General features: G+C 65.1%; 17 protein-coding genes and 7 tRNA genes. 13 read left to right on the top strand and 11 right to left on the bottom strand.

Going from position 1 to position 21,707, the window contains the following annotated elements; translation table 11 throughout:
- The first annotated feature begins 31 nt into the window (after nt 1–31).
- The 3 genes from ACEF39_RS12320 to ACEF39_RS12310 all read left to right on the top strand — a co-directional run bounded on the left by ACEF39_RS12320 (nt 32) and on the right by ACEF39_RS12310 (nt 5,135).
- The gene (locus ACEF39_RS12320; RefSeq protein WP_500285255.1) at nt 32–2,425 is read left to right on the top strand and encodes a Tex family protein; all 2,394 of its coding nucleotides are present in this window, start codon (nt 32–34) and stop codon (nt 2,423–2,425) included.
- 203 nt (nt 2,426–2,628) lie between these two features.
- On the top strand, nt 2,629–4,830 hold the full coding sequence (locus tag ACEF39_RS12315; protein ID WP_500285254.1) for a PAS domain S-box protein: 2,202 nt from the start codon (nt 2,629–2,631) through the stop codon (nt 4,828–4,830).
- A 65-nt stretch (nt 4,831–4,895) separates the two neighbouring features.
- Nucleotides 4,896–5,135 (top strand): hypothetical protein, encoded by a 240-nt coding sequence (locus ACEF39_RS12310; RefSeq protein WP_500285253.1) that lies wholly within the window; start codon nt 4,896–4,898, stop codon nt 5,133–5,135.
- A 29-nt stretch (nt 5,136–5,164) separates the two neighbouring features.
- Here ACEF39_RS12310 and ACEF39_RS12305 read toward each other — a convergent pair whose 3' ends face one another.
- Complete coding sequence (locus tag ACEF39_RS12305) at nt 5,165–6,253, bottom strand: DUF5694 domain-containing protein (RefSeq protein ID WP_500285252.1); 1,089 nt, start codon at nt 6,251–6,253, stop codon at nt 5,165–5,167.
- Between the two features lie 159 nt (nt 6,254–6,412).
- Between ACEF39_RS12305 and ACEF39_RS12300 the strand changes: the two genes are divergently transcribed.
- Both ACEF39_RS12300 and ACEF39_RS12295 read left to right on the top strand, forming a co-directional pair.
- Entirely contained in the window at nt 6,413–6,706 is a 294-nt protein-coding gene (locus tag ACEF39_RS12300) for a hypothetical protein (protein WP_500285251.1), read from the top strand.
- A 254-nt stretch (nt 6,707–6,960) separates the two neighbouring features.
- The gene (locus tag ACEF39_RS12295) at nt 6,961–8,802 is read left to right on the top strand and encodes a methyl-accepting chemotaxis protein (protein ID WP_500285250.1); all 1,842 of its coding nucleotides are present in this window, start codon (nt 6,961–6,963) and stop codon (nt 8,800–8,802) included.
- 19 nt (nt 8,803–8,821) lie between these two features.
- Here ACEF39_RS12295 and ACEF39_RS12290 read toward each other — a convergent pair whose 3' ends face one another.
- Together ACEF39_RS12290 and ACEF39_RS12285 are read right to left on the bottom strand one after the other, a co-directional pair.
- Nucleotides 8,822–9,388 carry a GNAT family N-acetyltransferase gene (locus tag ACEF39_RS12290; RefSeq protein WP_500285249.1) on the bottom strand — a complete coding sequence of 189 codons (567 nt, stop codon included), beginning with the start codon at nt 9,386–9,388 and terminating at the stop codon, nt 8,822–8,824.
- An 81-nt stretch (nt 9,389–9,469) separates the two neighbouring features.
- Nucleotides 9,470–9,555 (bottom strand) — tRNA-Leu (locus tag ACEF39_RS12285).
- Between the two features lie 138 nt (nt 9,556–9,693).
- Between ACEF39_RS12285 and ACEF39_RS12280 the strand changes: the two genes are divergently transcribed.
- The gene (locus ACEF39_RS12280; RefSeq protein ID WP_100460341.1) at nt 9,694–10,074 is read left to right on the top strand and encodes a response regulator; all 381 of its coding nucleotides are present in this window, start codon (nt 9,694–9,696) and stop codon (nt 10,072–10,074) included.
- Between the two features lie 9 nt (nt 10,075–10,083).
- On the opposite strand, the gene ACEF39_RS12275 is transcribed toward ACEF39_RS12280, so the two are convergent.
- Entirely contained in the window at nt 10,084–11,040 is a 957-nt protein-coding gene (locus tag ACEF39_RS12275) for an SOS response-associated peptidase family protein (protein ID WP_500285248.1), read from the bottom strand.
- A 78-nt stretch (nt 11,041–11,118) separates the two neighbouring features.
- Between ACEF39_RS12275 and ACEF39_RS12270 the strand changes: the two genes are divergently transcribed.
- Nucleotides 11,119–11,535, top strand: a complete 417-nt coding sequence (locus tag ACEF39_RS12270; protein WP_500285247.1) for a GNAT family N-acetyltransferase — start codon at nt 11,119–11,121, stop codon at nt 11,533–11,535.
- Nucleotides 11,536–11,598: 63 nt separating this feature from the next.
- On the opposite strand, the gene ACEF39_RS12265 is transcribed toward ACEF39_RS12270, so the two are convergent.
- The 7 genes from ACEF39_RS12265 to ACEF39_RS12235 all read right to left on the bottom strand — a co-directional run bounded on the left by ACEF39_RS12265 (nt 11,599) and on the right by ACEF39_RS12235 (nt 12,976).
- A tRNA-Glu gene (locus ACEF39_RS12265) sits at nt 11,599–11,674 on the bottom strand.
- A 49-nt stretch (nt 11,675–11,723) separates the two neighbouring features.
- Nucleotides 11,724–11,799, bottom strand: a tRNA-Ala gene (locus tag ACEF39_RS12260).
- 44 nt (nt 11,800–11,843) lie between these two features.
- Nucleotides 11,844–11,919, bottom strand: a tRNA-Glu gene (locus ACEF39_RS12255).
- Between the two features lie 49 nt (nt 11,920–11,968).
- A tRNA-Ala gene (locus ACEF39_RS12250) sits at nt 11,969–12,044 on the bottom strand.
- Nucleotides 12,045–12,228: 184 nt separating this feature from the next.
- A tRNA-Glu gene (locus tag ACEF39_RS12245) sits at nt 12,229–12,304 on the bottom strand.
- 53 nt (nt 12,305–12,357) lie between these two features.
- Nucleotides 12,358–12,433: transfer RNA gene (locus ACEF39_RS12240), tRNA-Ala, on the bottom strand.
- A gap of 144 nt (nt 12,434–12,577) precedes the next feature.
- Nucleotides 12,578–12,976, bottom strand: a complete 399-nt coding sequence (locus ACEF39_RS12235; RefSeq protein WP_500285246.1) for a heavy metal-responsive transcriptional regulator — start codon at nt 12,974–12,976, stop codon at nt 12,578–12,580.
- 183 nt (nt 12,977–13,159) lie between these two features.
- On the opposite strand from ACEF39_RS12235, the gene ACEF39_RS12230 reads away from it, so the two are divergent.
- The 6 genes from ACEF39_RS12230 to ACEF39_RS12205 all read left to right on the top strand — a co-directional run bounded on the left by ACEF39_RS12230 (nt 13,160) and on the right by ACEF39_RS12205 (nt 21,692).
- On the top strand, nt 13,160–14,227 hold the full coding sequence (locus tag ACEF39_RS12230; protein ID WP_251474520.1) for a GlxA family transcriptional regulator: 1,068 nt from the start codon (nt 13,160–13,162) through the stop codon (nt 14,225–14,227).
- An 85-nt stretch (nt 14,228–14,312) separates the two neighbouring features.
- Nucleotides 14,313–15,116: a TlpA family protein disulfide reductase gene (locus ACEF39_RS12225; RefSeq protein ID WP_500288018.1), complete on the top strand. Its 804-nt coding sequence runs from the start codon at nt 14,313–14,315 to the stop codon at nt 15,114–15,116.
- A 30-nt stretch (nt 15,117–15,146) separates the two neighbouring features.
- A complete protein-coding gene (dsbG, locus tag ACEF39_RS12220) occupies nt 15,147–15,989 on the top strand; it encodes a thiol:disulfide interchange protein DsbG (protein WP_500285245.1) in 843 nt (280 codons plus the stop codon).
- 520 nt (nt 15,990–16,509) lie between these two features.
- Nucleotides 16,510–17,952: a DcaP family trimeric outer membrane transporter gene (locus ACEF39_RS12215; protein WP_500285244.1), complete on the top strand. Its 1,443-nt coding sequence runs from the start codon at nt 16,510–16,512 to the stop codon at nt 17,950–17,952.
- Between the two features lie 78 nt (nt 17,953–18,030).
- On the top strand, nt 18,031–19,383 hold the full coding sequence (gene adiC, locus ACEF39_RS12210; RefSeq protein WP_500285243.1) for an arginine/agmatine antiporter: 1,353 nt from the start codon (nt 18,031–18,033) through the stop codon (nt 19,381–19,383).
- A gap of 20 nt (nt 19,384–19,403) precedes the next feature.
- Nucleotides 19,404–21,692, top strand: a complete 2,289-nt coding sequence (locus tag ACEF39_RS12205) for an Orn/Lys/Arg family decarboxylase (RefSeq protein WP_500285242.1) — start codon at nt 19,404–19,406, stop codon at nt 21,690–21,692.
- Nucleotides 21,693–21,707 lie beyond the last annotated feature (15 nt).

Here is a 21,707-nt window from a genome sequence, read left to right as displayed (position 1 = left end):
CTTTCCCGCAATGCGGCCCAGGCCGGAAACAATGCACGACGCCAAGCACGCCCAGCGCCAGCTCGCCCAGCAGATCGCCCAGACCATCGCCGATGAAATCGGTGCCCAGACCGCCCAGGTCAGCGCCGCCGTCGGCTTGCTCGATGAAGGCGCCAGCGTTCCGTTCATCGCCCGCTACCGCAAGGAAGTCACCGGTGGGCTGGACGACACCCAGCTGCGCAACCTGGAAACCCGCCTGACCTACCTGCGCGAACTGGAAGACCGCCGCGCGGCGGTGCTGACCAGCATCGGCGAGCAGGGCAAGCTCAGCGATGAACTGCGCAACGAGATCCTCGCCGCCGACACCAAGAGCCGGTTGGAAGATCTGTACCTGCCGTACAAGCCCAAGCGTCGCACCCGCGCGCAGATCGCCCGCGAAGCAGGACTGGAGCCGCTGGCCGATGGCCTGTTGGGTGATCCGACACAGGACCCGCAGGTCTTTGCCGCCACGTTCGTGGATGCCGACAAGGGCGTGGCCGATACCAAGGCCGCGCTGGAAGGTGCCCGCGCGATCCTGATGGAGCGCTGGGGCGAGGACGCCACGCTGGTGGGTGAGCTGCGCAGCTGGTTGAGCGAGCAGGGCGTGATCCGTGCCCGCGTTGCCGAGGGCAAGGAAACCGAGGGCGCCAAGTACCGCGATTATTTCGAACACGCCGAGTCGCTGGCGAAGATCCCCTCGCACCGGTTGTTGGCGCTGTTCCGTGCGCGCCGCGAGGAGATCCTGTTCCTCGAGCTGGATCCCGGCAAGGATGCCGAGGCCGGACATCAGTACGCTGAAGGGCGCGTGGCGCACAACGCCGGTATCCGCGATGCGGGGCGTCCCGCTGATCGCTGGCTGCTGGACGCCTGCCGCCTGACCTGGCGGGCCAAGCTGCACATGCACCTGCTGCTGGACTTGTTCAACCAGGCCCGTGAGAAAGCCGAGGCCGAAGCCATCGCGGTGTTCGGCGACAACCTCAAGGATCTGCTGCTGGCCGCACCGGCGGGCCCGAAAAGCGTGCTGGGCCTGGACCCGGGCATCCGCACCGGCTGCAAGATCGCCGTGGTCGACGCCACCGGCAAGCTGGTCGCCACCGATACCATCTACCCGCACGAACCCCGCCGGCAGTGGGAGCAGTCGCTGCAGACGATCAAGCAGCTGTGCGCCAAGCACAACGTGCAGCTGATCGCGATCGGCAACGGCACCGCCAGCCGCGAGACCGACAAGCTGGCCGGTGAAGCCATCAAGGCGCTGGGTGACAACGCGCCGCAGAAGATCGTGGTCAGTGAAGCCGGGGCTTCGGTGTATTCGGCATCGGAAACGGCGGCCAAGGAGTTCCCGGACCTGGACGTGTCGATCCGTGGGGCGGTATCGATCGCGCGTCGCCTGCAGGACCCGCTGGCCGAACTGGTGAAGATCGAGCCGAAGGCGATCGGTGTCGGGCAGTACCAGCACGACGTGGATCAATACCGCCTGGCGCGGGCGCTGGATGCGCGCGTGGAGGACTGCGTGAACGCTGTTGGCGTGTACGTAAACACGGCGTCGGCGGCGCTGCTGTCGCGGGTGTCAGGCCTGTCGTCGACGGTGGCCGAGAACATCGTGCGCCACCGCGATGACAATGGTCCGTTCAAGCGTCGCAAGGACCTGTTGAAGGTGTCGCGGTTGGGCGAGAAGACGTTCGAGCAATGTGCGGGCTTCCTGCGTATCGCCGATGGTGATCAGCCGCTGGATGCATCGTCGGTGCATCCGGAAGCCTACCCGGTGGTCGAGCGCATCGTGGCCAGCACCGCGCGCCCGATCAAGGCGCTGATCGGCGACGGTAGTTTCCTGCGCGGGTTGAAAGCCGAGCAGTTCACCGACGAAACGTTCGGTGTACCGACCGTGCGCGACATCCTCAAGGAACTGGAAAAGCCCGGCCGTGATCCGCGCCCGGAGTTCAAGGCGGCCCGTTTCGCCGATGGCGTCGAGGACATCAAGGACCTGCGCGAGGGCATGGTGCTGGAAGGTGTGGTCAGCAACGTGGCCGCGTTCGGTGCGTTCGTTGACATCGGTGTGCACCAGGACGGCCTGATCCACATCTCGGCGCTGTCCGATACCTACGTGAAAGATCCGCGTGACGTGGTCAAGGCCGGCGACATCGTCAAGGTGAAGGTGCTGGAGGTGGATGTGCCGCGCAAGCGCATCGCCTTGACCCGTCGCCTGGACGATACGCCCGGCCAGGCCACCAGCCGCACGGGCAGCCGTGACGAACGCAGCCAGGGGCAGGCGCCCCGTCGCGACGCTGGCAATTCCGGGCAGGGGCGTGGCCAGGGGCGCAACCCGGGCAACGGCGGACGCCCGGCACAGGCCGCGCCGCCCGCCAACAATGCCCTGGCCGAGGCGTTCGCCCGGGCCAAGCGCAGCTGAGTCCGCCGCCCCCCTCCCGGTGCGGCCCGGGTGGGGGACTTGTCGATGTTCCCCGGCAATGCGCACACTTGCGCCGGAAGGGGCGCCTGGGCCCCTGCTGTCGCTGGGGAGGCCATGCCGTCAGCACCATCCGACTTGTTCCGTGACCGCTGTGGCACCTCGCCACGGCCTGCGGGCAGCTGCGTCGGCAGGGGAGGCGGCTGATGGCCGATCAAGGCGACAGCGGCAACGCACTGCTGGAGCGCCGGCTGCAGGAACTGGCCGAAGAGCGCCGTCGCCTGGCGATGATCATCGAGGGCACTGCGGCCGGCACCTGGGAATGGAACGTCCAGAGCGGACAGATGCGGGTCAACGAACGCTGGGCCGAGATCGTCGGCTACCGGTTGGACGAGTTGGAGCCGATCTGCCAGAAGACCTTCATCGCACTGGTCCATCCCGATGATCTGGCGCTGTCCGATGCGGCCCTGCAGGACCACTTTGATGGCCGCACCGACCACTATGTCTGCCTGTTGCGGATGCGCCACCGGAATGGCGAATGGATCTGGATCCACGATCGAGGACGGGTTTTCGAATGGGACGGGCAGGGCAGGCCGCTATGGATGGCCGGTGCCCACGCCGACGTCACCGAACTGCAGCGCGCGCGCCAGGATGCGGCCGAAATGCGCCAGCGCCTGCAGGCGGTGGTGGATGCCTCCGACGAAGTGGCGGTGATCGCCACCGACACCGACGGCACCATCACCCTGTTCAACACGGGTGCGCAGCGGCTGCTCGGCTACACCGCTGCTGAAGTAGTGGGTGGGCGCAGGCTGGACGCCTTCCACGACCCGGTTGAACTGCAGGCGTGGCTGCGACCGCTGGCGACCGCTGACGGACAGGTTCCTGGTGTGTTCGAGGCACTCAGTGCGCGCGCGGACGGCCAGACGTATTCGCGGCAGTGGACGCTGCTGCGCAAGGACGGCCAGCGTCGCCAAGTGCGCCTGTCGATCAGCCGTATGGATGGCGCCGATGGTGAGCGCATCGGCTATGTCGGCATGGCCATCGACATCACTGAAATCCTGCAGGCACGCGCTGAGGCACGTCTTGCGGCGGACAAGTTCGCCGGTGCGTTTACCTCGGCGGCACTGGGAATGGCGCTGGTGTCGCTGGAAGGGCGCTGGCTGGATGTCAACGATGCGCTATGCCGCATTCTCGGCTACCCGCGCGAGGAGCTGCTGCAGGTCGATTTCCAGCGGCTGACCCATCCGGCCGATCTGCAGACCGATCTGGCCCTGGTGGAGGATCTGCTGGCGGGGCGACGCACGCACTATCATCTTGAAAAACGCTACGTGGGTCGTGATGGCAACACCATCTGGGCGCGGCTGTCGGTATCGCTGGTACGCAATGAGCGCGGCGAACCGCTGCATTTCGTGTCGCAGATCCAGGATGTCAGCGCCCAGCGCAGCAGCGAGCAGCGCTTGTTCGAAAGCGAACAGCGCAGCCGCATCACCTTGGATGCGGTTGCCGACCTGGTGCTCAGCGTCGCCCTGGATGGCCGCATCGAATATGCCAACGCCGCTGCCGTGCGTCTGCTTGCCGGCGATGGTGCGTTGTCGCTGGCAGGGCACAACGTGCAGGATGTGCTGGCACTGACCACCGAGTACGCCCCGCAGTCATTGCTGGACGTAGCGGTGCTGCTGGATCCAGAAGGCAATGCCGTGGACCTGCACGCTGATCTGTTACTGCGGATGGGAGTGGCGACAGTACCGGTGGACCTGACGCGGGCCTGGTTGCGTGACGACGAGGGGCATGTGCGCGGGGCCGTGTGGGTACTGCGCGATGACACGCAGCAGCGCGCCCGACAGCGCGAGGCACGACATCTGGCCGAGATGGACCCGCTGACCGAACTGGGCAACCGGCGTGGTTTCGAGGTGCACCTGCAGCAGGCGATCACCCGGGTCGAGCGGACGGGCCAGGCGGCCTCGTTGATGTATATCGATCTGGACCGGTTCAAACCGGTCAACGATACCTTTGGTCACCTGGCCGGCGATGCGGTGCTGTGGGCCGTGGCCAGCGTGTTGCGCCATGGTGTCCGCGATTCGGACGTGGTGGCGCGTCTGGGCGGTGACGAATTCGTGGTGATCCTGTCCGGGTGCAGCCCGCGGCGCGCGGCACGCATCGGTGGTGAACTGCTGCATACCCTGTCCAACCTGTCCATTCCCTGGGACCAGCACCAGCTGCGGATCGGCGCCAGCATCGGCATCGCGCCGCTCGCTGTCGGCATGAGCGTGGACCAGGCCGTCGCGGCCGCCGATGCCCAGTGCTACCGGGCCAAGGCGATGGGCCGCAACAACGTGCAGGTACAGGGCGAAACCAGCGAACTGCCCGGCGGCTCGCCGGCGGACGGCAGCGACCTCAACGACGGCTGATCTCAACCTGTGAGAGGGGCGCGGCGAATACTGCGCCAACGCCCCACCTTCGCAGGCAAACGAAAATGACGTCCTGGAACCTGAGTGCAGTTCGTGCCTATGCGCCGGCCATTGTCGGCTGGTCCCTGGCTCTCTCCGGCTGGCTCCGGCTGGAGCAGCTGCGCAACGATCAGCAGGCCCGGATGCTGGTCCCCGTGGTGCAGTGGGGCGTGGCGGTGATGCTGCTGGTCACGCTGGGCTGCATCGTCGCTGCCAGCGTGACGATCTGGCGCGCCGGGCGACGTGATGCGCAGCAACGCCGGTAGTGGAGCTGCTGCGGTGATAGGTGTAGGCCTCAGCGCAGCACCGCTTCGGCATCTACCAGCTGCACGTCATGCATCATGTTGAGGTAGGCCTCGTAGTAGCCTTTGTGCGAAGCGCCAACGATGGCCAGTAGCCGCGTCCCCGGCCGCTGGCCCAGCACCTCGCGGATGTTGGCGACCATGCGCAGGTTGCGGGTTTCCCAGTAGCCCACATAGTTGCGACCAAAGCCCTGGCGGGAGGGCTCGACCAGCGCGGCGCCGAAGTCCGCCTGGTAGGCCTGCAAGCCGACGTCGGGGCGGTTGTAGGCACGGTACAGGTCCAGTACGCCACCGACCTTGTCGACATTTGCATACAGCGGCTCGTCGGCGTCCCGCCGTGCGTTTGCGTGCGGATTGTCCCAGGCTTTCATGATCGCTTCGCGTGCTGCCTTCTCGTCCTCGGGCGGGGTTGGCGAATCGGCGGTATGGTCGTCCACTGCCCACAGGCGTTCCAGCCCGAGGCGGGCAGCGAGGACTGCCGCGACCAGGTTGGTTTCATTGCGACGGGTCAGGCCCTTGTCGAGCATCTCGACCAGCGCAGCATCCAGACCTTCGCCTGCGATGCGCTCCTGCACAGGCAGACGCAGCCATTGCACATGCGCCGATCCGCGCTCGCCAGCGGCAAGGAACACTGCGGCCAAGCGGCGACGCTGCGCCGCTGTCGGGCTTGCCGGCCATGCCGACAGCAGGCGTTCCATCTCGACATTGGCGCTGGGCACGTCGAGGCCGGTGGCTGCGCGGGCCGCGTTGGTGTCGAAGCAGTAGGTTTCCACACTTTCGGCATAGCGGCCGGGATTGCGGTGCATGAAGTCGCACTGCAGGCCGGACAGGTTTTCGGTGGCAATCGCCTCCGGGCGCCAATGTGCCAGGCGCTGCAGCAGTGGCTCCAGCATGGCCGGCTCGAAGGTCTTCGGCAGCCCTGACAGATGCGCTGTTCCAAGCACCAGTACTTCGTTGCGGCGACCGGCCGGTGGCCCCTTCAGCTGGTCGGGATGGAAGCTGGGGCGGAAACCCGCGTCGCTGGCCAATGCGCCGGCACTGCACAGGCTGAAGATGATGATGGCGCTCAAGCGTCGAAGCATGCTGCCTCCCAGGGAAAGTCCAGTCAGTGGCGCATGCTGCTGGCAGCGCGCAGGCAAAGGATGTCCCGATGGTCATTGCAACCTTCTGCGTGCCTGCCGCATCCCCTTTCCGTCGGCGCTGGTCCAGAATGGTGGCTGGAAGACTTCCGGAAGCGCGTCATGGATGAAATCGCCGCCATCGTAGCCGCAGGTGCCGTGCTTGGTGCCCTGGCTGGCTGGATCGGGCCGGGCAGATGGCGGTGGCAGCTGTTGCGGCTGGCACCGTTGCTGCTGGTGCCGTTCGCGTTGTACATCCTCTCCACCCGCAACTGGTTCCTCGGTGGCGGCGGGCCACTGGTGGCACCCTCACTGCTGGTCGTCTGCGGCAGTCTGGGCTACCTGCCGGCAGTGCTGGCAACGATGCTGCTGCGCTGGGTTCTGCGGCGCGCTTCCGACCAGGGGATGGCGCCCTAAAGTTGTTGGTCGCCCCGCCGATACCTTCTCTGGAGCCCACTACAGGCTCCTGCTGCCGGACCCGAAGCTGCCTCCGATGGGCGGCCCGAGCCGTTTGCTTCGCCGCTGATTGATGACGATCGCAGCTGCCTTGCTGTTTCTGCCAGTCGCTCGAGTGACGCCTTCCGGCGTCTGCAGTCCCAGGCAATCGAAGTTGCCGCCGGGCATCCCGCTCGGCGGGTCGCAACCGCTACCCGGACACCGAGGATCAGACGATGCTTGTTTCAGGCTCCATGGAAGGTGCTCAGGCGCCGGCCGAAGTGCTCACCCGTTGGTCTCCCTGGCACGCGCTGCGAGGGGTGTTGGGCTCGCAGCGCCGGGCGGCGGAGGTAGCCGAGCAGCATCGGCGGCACGTCGAGCTTGAAGCCCAGGTTGCCGCACTGCATCGGGTGCAGGCCGTCATCGAGTTCGCCCTCGACGGCACCATCCTGCAGGCCAATGACAATTTCCTGCAGGCACTGGGATATCGCCTGGATGAGATCCAGGGCAGGCATCACTCCCTGTTCGTCGATCCCGAGGACGCGCGCAGCACCGGATACCGCGACTTCTGGGCGCGGCTGGGTCGCGGTGAATTCGATGCAGGACAGTACCGGCGCTTCGGCAAGGGGGGGCGCGAGATCTGGATCCAGGCGTCCTACAACCCGGTGCTGGACCCGAACGGGCGACCGTACAAGGTAGTCAAGTTCGCGACCGACATCACGGCGCAGAAGCAGCAGGCGGCCGAGTCGGCGGGGCAACTCGCCGCCATCGATAAATCGCAGGCGGTAATCGAGTTCAGCATGGATGGCCGAATCCTGGACGCCAATGCGAACTTCCTGGCCGCCACCGGCTACACGTTGGAAGAAGTGCGCGGCCAGCATCATTCGCTGTTCGTCGAGTCTGACTACCGGGCCAGTGTCGAGTATCGCCGGTTCTGGGAGAAGCTCGGCTCTGGCGAGTACGACGCAGGCCAGTACCGGCGGCTGGGCAAAGGTGGCCGCGAAGTGTGGATCCAGGCGTCGTACAACCCGATCCTCGACGCGGGCGGGCGGCCCTTCAAGGTCGTCAAGTACGCCACCGACATCACCGCGCAGGTGCATGAGAGCCAGGCCATGCAGCGTGCCGTGGCGCAGACGCGCGAGGTGGTGGCTTCGGCAAAGGAGGGCGATCTGACCCGAAGCATCGCCATGGCCGACAAGAGCGGCCCGATCGCCGAACTGTGCGGCGGCGTCAACGCGCTGGTCGAAGCAATGGCCGGAATCATCGGTCAGATCAAGTTCGCCGCGGACACCATTGCGGTGGGTGCGAGCGAAATCGCCGAAGGCAACAACGACCTTTCCCAGCGCACCGAGCAGCAGGCCGCATCACTGGAAGAAACCGCGGTGTCGATGAAGGGGTTGGCCGAGACCGTGCAGCGCACCGCGAACAACGCGCGCCAGGCCAGCCAGCTGGCCGGCGGCACCGCCGATGTAGCCGCACGCGGCGGCCAGGTGGTGCATGACGTGGTCTCGACGATGGCGGTGATCAACGCCTCCTCGCGTCGCATCGTCGACATCATTGGTGTGATCGATGGCATTGCGTTCCAGACCAACATCCTGGCGCTCAACGCGGCCGTCGAAGCGGCGCGTGCCGGTGAGCATGGTCGTGGTTTCGCCGTGGTCGCCACCGAGATCCGTGAGCTCTCGCAGCGCTCGGCGGGTGCGGCGAAGGAAATCAAGCAGCTGATCGATGCATCGGTTGCCAATGTCGGCGCCGGAACGGCGCAGGTCGAGAGCGCCGGGCGGACCATGGACGAGATCGTGGTCGACGTGCGACGTGTCAGTGACCTGATGACCGAGATCAGCGCCGCTGCGCAACAGCAAAGCGACGACATCCAGCAGATGAACCACGCGGTGGATCTGATCGACCAGGGCACGCAGCAGAATGCAGCGCTGGTGGAAGAGGCCTCAGCGGCCGCGCGCAGCATGGAAGAGCAGTCTTCGCAGTTGCTGCAGACGGTGGCAGCGTTCCGTGTGCGCGCGGGGGCTGGTGCAGGGCATGGCCATGGCGTGCATGCCCCAGCGCTGCGGGTGGTGTAGCGCGCAGAACCGCGTCGGCCTATGGGGCGGCGCGGTCGTCGCCCTGGCCGCCATGCAGCTGCGGGAGAGTGTGCGCATACATCCAGAAGTCGCGCGGCTGCCCACGGACTTGGCGATACGACTGCAGCAACCCCTCGCGTTGCATGCCTGCGCGTTCGAGCACGGCAATGGATCGCAGATTGCTGTCGAGTACGGTGGCCTGGATGCGTACGCAACCCAGTGCGGCATGGGCCCAGGCGATGACCGCGCGGGCCGCCCCGGTCGCCAGCCCACGTCCCTGATGGGCAGGGGACAGGTCGTAGGCCAGTTCAGCGCGGTGGTGTTCGATGTCGATGTCGTTGAGGCCGACGGTGCCGAGCAGCTGGTCGTCGCCGTCGAGGATCGCCCAGCGGCGGCATCGCGCGTTGCGCGCATGGTCGACGATCTGCCGCTGCAAAGCCTCTACAGAGACATCGCCCCAGCTGGTGTGCTCGATCACGCCCGGCAGCGACAGGTAGTTCGACCAGGCGCCCGCGTCCTGCAGGAGCAGTTCGCGCAGGTGAGCCTGGAACGCTGGGGGTAGGGAGGGAGTGGAGTGCAATGCCATCGCTCCAGTGTCGGCGGCGTCGGTCGGGCAGGGCAAGACCGGAAACGACAAAGGCCAGGTCGTAGACCTGGCCTTTGATCGTGGTGCCGGTGAAAGGACTCGAACCTTCATGGGGTCACCCCCGGCTGATTTTGAGTCAGCTGCGTATACCATTCCGCCACACCGGCAGCAGCGGGCTAGTGTACCCGAGCCCGGCGGGTGTTCATAGAGGTGCGGGCGAACGGAGCTGAAACGGCCCCAAATTGTCGGTATCGGCTGGCCGCTGGCTATACTGGCAACGCTTAACAGGCAAGGAGCGATAGCCTATGTCAGCGTTGCAGGACCTGCGGGTACTGGTAGTCGAAAACGACGAGATGAGTGCGGCCCTGCTGCAGATGCAGCTGGTGCAGTCCGGCGCTCTGGTCGTCGGCTTGGCCGCGTCCGTCGCCGAGGCGCTGCGCCTGCTGGAAGAGGCCGCCCCTGACGTGGCCCTGTTGGATTACCGGTTGGCCCACAACGAGACCAGCGAACCGGTTGCTGCGGCGCTGGCCGCGCGTGGCGTGCCGTTCGTGCTCGCCACCGGCATGGCCGCCGAACAACTGCCGGTCGCGATGCAATCCGGCGTGCTGTTGATCAAACCCTATCTGTCGGCGGAACTGTCCAAGGCCTTGGTCCGCGCCGTGGGGCGCTCCAGCGCCAACGCCTGATCCAGCCGCTCAGGCGGCTTCCTCGTAGACGTAACGGATCTCCTCGCGGTCGTCGAGGATGGCGTACTGCGCAGCCAGGTCGTCCGGATCCGGGGTGAGCCATGCGTCCAGATGCTCGGCGCGGATCGGAAGTACACCCCGATCATGGCCGGCAGCGGCGACATCGATGGACGGTCCATCGGTGATGGTAGCGAAAGACAGCAGGCGGCCTTCCGGACCGTCCCATTCCGCCCACAGGCAGGCCAGCAGCAGGTCGCGCGGCGGGTCGGGGCGGAATTCCAGCACCACGTCCTGTGCCTGCTCGTCATTGCGCAAGGTGCGGCCGGCAATGGCATGGCGAGGCACGTGTTCATAGAAGGCCTGTACCACCACCACGCCATGGCGCAGCCCGAAGGCCCCGCGCCAATAGCCTTCCAGACTGTCCCGTCGCGCGTTGTAGGTGCCGGGATAGAGGACATCGTTACGCGCGGGCTTGTCCGGAAGCCGGCATTGATAGCGCATCGGCTTGATCACGCGCCGGCCATTCTCGCTGACCATCACCGGTGCGTAGGTGCCGGGAAAAATACGGTTGTCACGTGGCAGCAGCTGTTCCCGGTGCAGGTCGTCCAGCCGTGCCTGCGCGCGGTCGATGCGGTTGCCGGCAACGCGCAGGTCATTGCGCGCCTTCTGCGTGGGTCGGGTGGCCAGGGTTGCATTGGCGATGTCGCGACGTTCAAGCTGCCGTTCCAGCTCGGCCTGCAGCTGCTGCCGCTCCTGTGCGTGCCATTGCTGGATTTTCGCCACGATGTCGCGGCCCAGTTCGGTGCGCGCACCAGCAAATCCGTCGTCCATGGCTTTGGGCGTCTTTGGACGTTTCTTGCCGGGATCATGCGCATAGAGTTCTGCGAATTCCTCCAGGGAGAGGATGGCGCCGAACTCGCGCACCAGCTTGGCGTAATCGGCGCGGATCAGGGCGGAATAGCACATGGGGCTCTGCCGGAAGATAGGTCGCAGCGGCTGCGACGAGGATGCGGCAGGATAGCTCGACCTTCCAGGAGACGTTGCATGAATCATCCAGAGACGATCCAGTTCCGCGAGACGGTGCCGACGGTCGAGGACTACTGTCAGCTGCGCGCATTGGCCGGGCTCAGTGCAAAGACCCATGAGGCGGCGGCGCGGGCATTGCCCAACACCGTCTTCGGCGTCTGTGCCTACCAGGGCAGCGAGCTGGTAGCGATGGGCCGGATCATCGGCGATGGCGGTTGCCACCTGCAGGTCTGCGATATCGCCGTGCTGCCGCGTCTGCAGGGGCAGGGTCTGGGCAAGGCGGTGATGCAGCGTCTGAGCGACTGGATGCAGGGCAATCTGCCGCCGTCGGCGTATGTGAGTCTGTTGGCCGATGGCGAAGCGCATCGGCTGTATGCGCAGTTTGGCTTTGCGGCGACCGCGCCAGCCTCGATCGGCATGTATCGCCGGTTCTGAGCTGCGGTCACCGCAGAATCGCAGGCAAAGAAAAACCCCGGCCGAAGCCGGGGTTTCAAAGATTGGCGTCCCCACGGGGATTCGAACCCCGGTCGCCACCGTGAAAGGGTGATGTCCTAGGCCTCTAGACGATGGGGACGCACGAAAAACTTCAAGTTGTAGAACTCTCGACGGCCTAATGCCGAAAGTGGTGGAGCCAAGCGGGATCGAACCGCTGACCTCCTGCATGCCATGCAGGCGCTCTCCCAGCTGAGCTATGGCCCCATGAAACTTCGGATTCCTGCTGGGAGCAGGGTCCTTTTTGAAACTGGCGTCCCCACGGGGATTCGAACCCCGGTCGCCACCGTGAAAGGGTGATGTCCTAGGCCTCTAGACGATGGGGACGCACGAAAAACTTCAAGTTGTAGAACTCTCGACGGCCTAATGTCGAAAGTGGTGGAGCCAAGCGGGATCGAACCGCTGACCTCCTGCATGCCATGCAGGCGCTCTCCCAGCTGAGCTATGGCCCCGTGTTACCGAGCCGCCCATCATACCTGCCTGTTCACATTTGTGGAAGCTTTTTTTTGAAGCTTTTTCATCGAATCGTTCATGGCCACAAGGGCAGGGAGCGTTCCGACGCCACAACCTGAATGCCGGTGGGCGGTGAACAAAAAAGACCCGGTTATCGGCCGGGTCCTCGTTGTTCATGATGAGTGGCGTCCCCACGGGGATTCGAACCCCGGTCGCCACCGTGAAAGGGTGATGTCCTAGGCCTCTAGACGATGGGGACGCAGATCTCATCAATGTTCTTTGCGACCTTTCGACGGCCTAATGCCGAAAGTATGGTGGAGCCAAGCGGGATCGAACCGCTGACCTCCTGCATGCCATGCAGGCGCTCTCCCAGCTGAGCTATGGCCCCACGTCGCTGAGGAGCGAAATAATAGCTGTGCCTCCGTGGGTTGGCAAGCGCTTTGTTGCACATTTCTTCACGTAGCACGCGCGATGGCGCAGCTGCGTTTTCCTTATGCCGGACAGCAGATGTCGCGCCGCCGACACCAAGGGTTCAGCGGTCTTCCCCAGCCAGCGCGGCCAGGATCGGGCACTGGGCGAGCGCGCCATGTCCGGGACAGGCATCTACAAGTTGGGAGAGGGCGCCATGCATGCGCTGCAGCTCCGCCATCCGCAGTTCGATGTCCTGCAGGCGTACTCGCGCGGTGTCACGCACGCTGCCCATGTCCTGCGGAGGATGATCGCTGAGGGAAAGCAGTTCACCGATCTCATCAAGGCTGAAGCCCAGAGTCTTTGCCCGGCGGATGAAGCGCAGGCGTCGCAGATCCTGCTCGCCGAAGATGCGGTAGCCACCTGCCGAACGTGCCGCAGTGGGCAGAAGCTGCTGACGTTCGTAGTAGCGGACGGTGTCGATGGGGACCCCGGCCTGGCGTGCCAACTGACCAATGTTCACGGCGGACTCCTCTGGACCTGCAGTGCATAGTCATCCCTGGACTCTGGTCAAGAGTCAAGGCTTTGCTCGCGTCGCCCATTCAGCACACTTTGCAACTTTCTTCATAGCCCCCGGGGCAAAGCAGTTCCTACCCTGCGCCTGAACTGGCCGCTCGACGGCCTGAACCGGAAGAGGAGGTGGGGAGTGGAGGGAATCAGGAACGAAGGATTCGTCGAGGTTGCGGTGGTTGAATACCCCGGAGGCGACCCGTCGGCCGCATCGGTGCTTGCCGAAATGGCGCACGTCGCCAATCGTCTGGCGCAGCAGCAGCGCCGACCCTGCAAACGGGTGCTGGTTACCCGCTGGATTGTGCCCGCCAGCAACACCGGGGTGCATCGCATTGCCGGTGCGGAGATGCTGGATGCGGCAATTCCTGCGGTTATCGCCTTGCCGGGTCAGGTCAGTTCCAGCGCGTCGGTGCGGGCCGAGGATGTCCTGCTGGATTGGTTGCGGGCCCACTACGACGGCGGCAGCCTGCTGGCCGCCGCAGGCGACGGGGTCAGTGTGCTGGCGCGGGCCGGTCTGCTGACCGGGCGTACGGTGTCCGGCCCTGACCTCAACCGCCATCCGGCGCTGCAGGTGCAGGTCGGCAGTTGGGCGCCCAGTGAGCGGGCGCTGGTCGATGACGGCGATCTGCTTACCGTGGGCGGCGCCCAGGCCTGGCGCTTCCTTGGCTTGCGCCTGCTGTACCGGCTGCATGGCCAGGGCGTGGCCAGCGCGGTGGCACAGCAGTTGGGAATAGTGGTCCCGGTTGGGATCCAGCAGGATCTCGAGCGATTCAGTGCCAATTTCGCCCATGGCGACCGTGACGTGCTGAAGGCGCAGCGCTGGCTGCACACCACGGCTGCACGTGGGGCCACGCTGGGGGCGATCTGTGAGATCGCCGGATTGGAACCGCGGACCCTGCAGCGTCGTTTCCTGAAGGCGACCGGGCTGCGGCCCATCGAGTACTGCCAGCGACTGCGCGTGGCCAAGGCGCAGACGTTGCTGCAGCAGGGCGCCAGCATCGACGAAGTTGCCTGGGGTGTGGGTTACGCCGATCAGAGCGCATTCCGTCGGCTGTTCCTGCGCATTGTCGGCATGACGCCCGCCAACTATCGTCGCCACGTCAGCAGCAAACGCCGCGATCGTCCGCTGACGCCTGCTGTGGCCGGCAGCCTGCGGGGGCTGCGCGCCTCGCCGGGCACGCAGCTGGGTCGCAGTGCCGCTTGATGAACAATGTTCAATGCGTCGTGCTTGCATCGCGGGCACGACGCTTTGAACATGCGGGTCTGTGCAGGCGAGAGCGGGTGAGCTGATGTCGAGTGTTGGGCCGGTGCCGATGCCGGTGGTGTTGATCCTGATCTTCCTGCTGCTGGCGATGGCCGTTGCGCGGATCTGGTCGCGTGGCAAGCCTGGCCTAGCCCGGCCACCCGCGGCCGGAATGGTGCTGGACATGTTGCTGGTGGGGCTGCTGTGTGGCCGGCTGTCCTTTGTCGCAGCGCATTTCAGTCTCTATCGTGAAGCTCCCTGGAGCGTGCTGCAGATTGCCGATGGCGGGTACCACCTGCCCGTCGTTGTTGGCGCTGGTTTTGCCTGGGCGCTGTGGCGGCTGCGCAGGCAGCGCCCGTTGCGGGCGCCGGTGCTGGCAAGTGCGCTGGTTGGGTTGTTGTTGTGGGGTGGGGCAAGCCAAGGGCTCGCGTACTGGCAGGCACGGCAGATGCCGCTGCCCATACTGCAGGTGGCCGACCTGCAGGGCAGGGCGATTGACCTGCAGCAGTTTCATGGCAAGCCGCTGGTGCTGAATCTGTGGGCCAGCTGGTGTGGCCCGTGCCGCCGGGAGATGCCGGTGCTGGCGAGGGCCCAGCAGAAGCATGCTGGCATCCAGTTCGTCTTCCTCAACCAGGGCGAGACGCTTGAGGAGGTCCAGACCTTTCTTGCCGCTGAACACATCGTGCTGGGCAACGTCCTGCTGGATGAGGCTTCGGCTGCCTCGACCACGCTGGATGTCCGGGCTTTTCCTTCCACGCTCTTCTTCGATGCGCAGGGGCGGTTGCAGGAACTGCATCTCGGTGAACTGACCCAGGCCGGTCTCGAACACAAACTGCGCCGGCTGCGGTAGCCTGCGCTGGCATCCCACTACGGAGTTTCCATGTTGTCGATTTCCCCGCGCATCGCGCATACGCTGATGTTGCCGGCCATGTTGGCGCTGGCTGCCTGCAGCCAGGCACAGACCCCGCCGGGCAAGGATGCCGCTGCGCCGGCAACAGCTTCGTCATCGGCAACCGCCAAGAAGGGCGAGCTGCCGGCCGTCTTGAAGGGCATCGAGAAGCATGGCTTCGAGGTGGTCTCCGAATTCGACGCGCCGGGTGGCCTGCGCGGTTTTGCCGGCATGGTTGGCGGCCAGCAGCCGGCGGCGGCTTACGTGACCGCCGATGGCAAGCATGTGCTGGTGGGCAGCCTGTTCGATGCCGAGGGCAACGAAGTTGCAGCCGAGACGCTGGAGAAGCTGGTTGCCGCGCCGATGTCGGCCAAGATGTGGAGCAAACTGGAGACCAGTGCCTGGGTACGTGATGGCAAGGCCGATGCGCCGCGCGTGGTGTACACCTTCAGTGATGCCAACTGTCCTTACTGTCACAAATTCTGGGAGGCGGCACGGCCTTGGGTCGACGCAGGAAAAGTGCAGTTGCGCCACATCATGGTCGGCGTGATCCGTGAGGACAGTCCGGCCAAGGCGGCGGCGATCATGGCCGCACACGATCCCAGTGCGGCACTGCTGGAGAACGAGCATCAGTTTGATCGTGGTGGCATCAAGCCGCTGCCCAACATCAGCCGGGAGATCGCAGCGAAACTGGACGCCAACCAGGTTCTGATGGTGGAGATGGGCTTCCAGGGTACGCCTGGCATCCTGTTCCAGGATGCGCAGGGCCAGGTGCAGCGACGTGCCGGCCTTCCGCAGGGCAACGATCTGCAGATGGTACTCGGCCCGCGCTGAGGCCCCCGACATGCTGTACTGAGCGACAGGCCCGCATGGCAACGTGTGGGCCTGTTGCTTTCTGCGACAGTTCCGGCGATGAGGGCTGCGCAGGTCACGAACGGATGTCACGTCTGAATAGTGACTGACATCAAGCATTTTGCTTTGATTCCAATCAAGGCCAAAAACGACAATCGAACTAGCCTTGGCGCATGGAATACAGCGTCACTGCGCGATGGATGCCGCCTACGTCACGCCCTCGCGAGGGCGTGCGCGGCATGCCATTCACGACACTCTCACCCAGCGCTTGTTACCCAGACCCCTGCGGTCGCCACCCCTTCGGCAGCACTGCTGCAGTAGGAGCGACTCCGGCGCAGTGTTGGCAATCGGGACAGTGTCATTGCCCTGTTGCCTGCAACGTCCAGGCTGGCGACGGTCGTCCACGAAGTACCTGCATTTCCAGCAACGGCTCGTTGAGGTCGGGGCAGCGCTCGCGTGCTTCCCGGCCGGACAGCGGGAGTTTCAGTCCAGGGAGGATGCAATGCGCTTGGCGGTACTGAGTCTGGGGTTTCTGACGGCGATGGCAGCGATGCCGCTGCATGCTCAGGACGATGCGCAGGCGTTGCGTCGCGAGATCGACGCGATGCGACAGACGCTGGAAGGCATGCAGCAGCGTCTGGACCGGCTTGAACGGCGCGAAGAGCATGCGGCTGCGGCTCCCGTTGCCGCGTCGCCGCCGATGCCCGCTGCAGCGCAGGCGACACTGAATGTGCCAACCACCAGCGGCAGCCTTCACCCCACCCAGGTACCTGGCGTCGCGCAGCCTGTGCTGCCACAGCGTGAATCGGTGGCCGATCCTTCAACGGCAGCCTCGCGCCCAGACAGCGCCGCCGGCCCCACCGATCCGGATCTGAAAGGCTTCTTCGCCATTCCTGGCACCGACACCGTGATCCGCATTGGCGGCTATGCCAAGCTCGATGCGATTGCGGATTCGCGCGGGGCAGGGGACGAGGATCAGTTCATTCCTTCGTCGATGCCGGTGGGCGGCAGCCATCGCGATGTTTCGAACTTCAATATCCACGCCAAGCAGACGCGTTTCAGCTTCGAGGCGCGGCGACCGACCACGCACGGCAACCTGCGCTTCTATCTGGAGAATGATTTCTTCGGCAGCAGCGATGGCTATGAATTCCGCCTGCGCCATGCCTACGGCCAGCTGGGCAATACCTACGCAGGCTATGGCTATTCCAGTTTCATGGATCCGGACAGCCTGCCCGACACGCTGGATTTTGCTGGCCCCGGCGGCGCCGGCTACCTGCTGGTGGCCGGTATCCATCACAGCTTTGCGCTGGGCAAGGGCAACACCCTGACGCTGGCCGCCGAAGACCCGGACACCGAGCTGGCCGGCGCCAGCGATGCGATGGCGGCGGTCAATCGACTGCCGGATGTGAGTGCCATCGCGCGCATGGAGCGCGACTGGGGCCATCTGCAACTGGGCGTCGTGGCGCGCAATCTGGCCTACGACGGCGATACCCGTCGTGACCGCGTCGTTGCCGGTGGCGCGCAGCTCAGTGGCTCGGCCTCGGTGGGGGAACGCGATCTGCTGCTGTTCGGCGCGCTGGGCGGTCGCGGTCTGAGCCGCTACACCGCCGATCTCACCGGCTCCGGTCTGGATGCCGTGGTAGGGGCCGATGGACGCATCGATGCGCTGGACCTGCACGGTGGCTTCGTCGGCTACACCCATTACTGGTCGGATCTGTGGCGCTCGAACCTGATCTACGGCCAGCTGACCTTGGAGCACAACGCAGCGCTGCCGACCGATGCGTTCCGGCAAAGCCGCTACGGCGTGTTCAACCTGATCTGGAGTCCGGCACCGTCGTGGACGATGGGCATGGAGCTGCTGTACGGCCGCTTGCAGCAGCAGGGTGGCGCGCGCGGCGACACGGTCCGGGTGCAGGGCAGCCTGCAATACAACTTCATCAAGTAGGCGCCAGCGGCAGCACGCCAGCGTAGCCATTCCCCACGCCCGGGTTCACCGGGCCCATGCCAGGTACAGGAGATTGTCATGGCAGAAGCAAAGAAAATCGGGGTGGTCGGAGCCACCTTCCTCGTCGCCGGCAACATGATGGGCTCAGGGGTGTTCCTGCTGCCCTCCAGCCTGGCCAAGATCGGTACCGCCTCGATATGGGGTTGGCTGATCACCACGGCCGGTGCGCTGCTGTTGGCCTTCGTGTTCGCCAAGCTCGGCAAGCTGGCGCCCAAGGCGGGTGGCCCGTATGCGTATGCGCGCGATTGGTTCGGTCCTTACATGGGCTTCCAGACCAACACCATCTACTGGTTCGCCAACTGGATCGGCAACGTTGCCATTCCGATCGCGGCGGTGGGTTACTTCAGCTATTTCTTCCCGATCCTGTCCGAGCCGCTGGTGCGCTGCATCGCGGTGCTGATCCTGGTGTGGGCGCTGAGCTTTGCCAACATGATCGGCCCGGCATTCGTCAGCCGCGTGCAGACGGTCACCACCAGCTTCGCGCTGGTGCCGATCCTGGGCATCGCCATCTTCGGCTGGTTCTTCTTTGATGCCGACATCTTCAAGGGCGCGTACAACGTGTCCGGCGAATCGAACTTCGGCGCGATCTCCAGTGCTGCGGCATTGACCCTGTGGGCGTTCATCGGCGTGGAATCGGCGTCGGTGACCGCCGGCGTGGTCGAGAACCCGGAGAAGAACGTCGCCCGCGCCACTCTGGCCGGTGTGTTCCTGGCCGCCATCGCCTACATCGCCAGCTCGTCGGTGATCATGGGCATGGTGCCTAACGGTGAACTGCAGACCTCCGACGCACCGTTCGCACTGGCAGCGGCCAAGGCCGTCGGTGGCTGGGGTGGTGCGGTGGTCAGCCTGTGTGCCTTCGTCGGCGCTGCCGGCTCGCTGGGCGGCTGGATCCTGCTGACCGCGCAGAGCGCCAAGGCAGCGTCCGATGATGGCCTGTTCCCGAGCATCTTCAGCAAGACCAACAAGGACGACGTGCCGGTCAAGGGCGTGCTGATCGTGGCGGTGCTGATGACTCTGGCGGTGCTGGTGACCTCCACCTCGAAGACTGCCTCGGCCCAGTTCGACGTGATCACCTCGGCGGCGGTGGTGCTGACGCTGTTGCCGTACATCTACTCATGCGTGGCCTGCTATTTCGTGGTGGAGCGTTCGCACACGCTGGTGCACACCGGTGCGTTCTGGACCCTGACCAGCCTGACGGTCGTGTACTGCCTGTGGGCGATCTATGGCTCGTCGGGAACGATCGTGCAGTACGCCTTCCTGTTCGTGCTGTTCATCACCGTGTTCTATCCCTTCTTCAGCGAGGAGCGTCGCCAGCAGCGGCAGCGGTCCCGCGCGGCGGCGGCGATTTCGTCCGGCGCCCAGCGTTCCTGAGTTAGACAAGGAGAATCAACGTGTATTTCAAGTCCCTGGATTATCCGGTCATCGTCATCGACGGTGACTACGACTCGCCGCGCATCGGCGGCATCCTCATCCGTGCGCTGGTGGAAGAGCTGCGCAGCAATGACCAGCGCGTGCTGTGCGGCCTGAACCTGGACGATGCCCGTGCCGGCGCCCGTACCTACGTGGCCGCTTCGGCGGTGCTGATCTCGATCGACGGCAGCGAGGAGGTCGAAGGCGAGTTCCAGCGCCTGACCGCCTTCCTGCGCGAACAGAGTGCGCGCCGCGCCAACCTGCCGGTGTTCCTGTACGGCGAGCGGCGCACCATCGAGAAGGTGCCGAGCAAGCTGCTCAAGTACATCCACGGCTTCATCTTCCTGTTCGAAGACACCAAGAGCTTCATCTCGCGGCAGGTGATGCGTGCGGCTGAAGACTACATGCAGAACCTGCTGCCGCCGTTCTTCAAGGCGCTGATCCATCATGCAGCCGAGTCGAACTATTCCTGGCATACGCCGGGCCATGCCGGCGGCGTGGCTTTCACCAAGTCACCGGTCGGGCGCGCCTTCCACCAGTTCTATGGGGAGAACACGCTGCGCAGCGATCTGTCGATTTCGGTGCCGGAACTGGGCTCGCTGCTGGACCACACCGGCCCGATCAAGCAGGCCGAGGACGAGGCCGCGCGCAACTTCGGTGCCGACCACACCTTCTTCGTCACCAACGGTACCTCGACGGCCAACAAGATCGTATGGCACGGCACCGTGGCCCGCGGCGACGTGGTGTTCGTCGACCGCAACTGCCACAAGTCGCTGCTGCATTCGTTGATCATGACCGGCGCGGTGCCTGTATATTTCACGCCCAGCCGCAACGCACACGGCATCATCGGCCCGATCAGCCTGGACCAGTTCACCCCGGAAGCGCTGCAGCAGCGCATCGCCGCCAATCCGCTGGCCAGCCAGGCCTACCGGGCCGGCTCCAAGCCGCGCATCGCGGTGGTGACCAACTCGACCTACGACGGCCTGTGCTACAACGCCGAGAAGATCGCCGATGAGATCGGCAGCGCGGTCGACTTCCTGCATTTCGATGAAGCCTGGTATGCCTATGCCGCGTTCCATCCGTTCTACGAGAACCACTACGGCATGGCCAAGGGCAAGCCGCGTGAGCAGGATGCGATCATCTTCACCACGCACTCCACCCACAAGTTGCTGGCGGCGTTCTCGCAGGCGTCGATGATCCATGTGCGCAATTCCGCCAGCCGCGACCTGGATGCCGAGCGCTTCAACGAGGCCTTCATGATGCATACCTCGACCAGCCCGCACTACGGGGTGATCGCAGCGTGCGATGTGGCCTCGAAGATGATGGAGGGCGATGCCGGTCGTTCGCTGGTGCAGGAAATGCACGACGAGGCGATTGCCTTCCGCCGGGCCATGCTGCACGTACGCGACGATCTGGGGCGCGATGACTGGTGGTTCAGCGTATGGCAGCCGACCCAGGTCGAGCGCAGCCTGGACAAGGGCGATACGCCGGCGCCGCTGGTCGCCAAGCGCGAGGAATGGTACCTGCAGCCCGATGCGCATTGGCACGGGTTCGAGAACCTGGTCGATGACTATGTGCTGATCGATCCGATCAAGGTGACCCTGTTGACCCCGGGCCTGTCGATGGACGGCAGCATGGGCAAGCAGGGCATCCCGGCTGCGGTGCTGAGCAAGTTCCTGTGGGGCCGTGGCATCACCGTGGAGAAGACCAACCTGTACTCGGTGCTGTTCCTGTTCTCGATGGGCATCACCAAGGGCAAGTGGAGCACGCTGGTTACCGAACTGATGGCGTTCAAGGAGCTGTACGACCTCAACGCGCCGCTGACCCAGGCGCTGCCGTCGCTGGCTGCCGACTACCCCCATGCCTATGCCGGTTGGGGCCTGCGTGACCTGTGTGACGCACTGCATGCGTTCAACCAGGAGTTCGCGGTGGCCAAGGTGATGCGTGAGATGTACGTGGACCTGCCGACACCGGTGATGACTCCGGCCGATGCCTACAACCACCTTGTGAAGGGCGAGATCGAGCGGGTCGACATCGAGCAGGTCAGCGGCCGCATCGCTGCGACGATGCTGGTGCCGTACCCGCCGGGCATCCCGACGATCATGCCGGGCGAGCGCTTCGGCGACCGCGACGAGCCGATCATCCAGTCGCTGCGCATCGCCCGCGAGCAGAACGCGCGCTTCCCGGGCTTCGAGTCGGACGTGCATGGCCTTATCATCGAGCGTGATGGCGACGTGCCGTCCTACAAGGTGGAGGTGCTGAAGGCCTGAGCCGGTACGGTCGGC

The organism is Stenotrophomonas indicatrix, from assembly GCA_041545745.1.
Classification (GTDB): Bacteria; Pseudomonadota; Gammaproteobacteria; order Xanthomonadales; family Xanthomonadaceae; genus Stenotrophomonas; species Stenotrophomonas indicatrix_A.
Note: the sequence above shows the minus strand (reverse complement) of the source record. Positions and strands in the feature narration are given on the sequence as shown.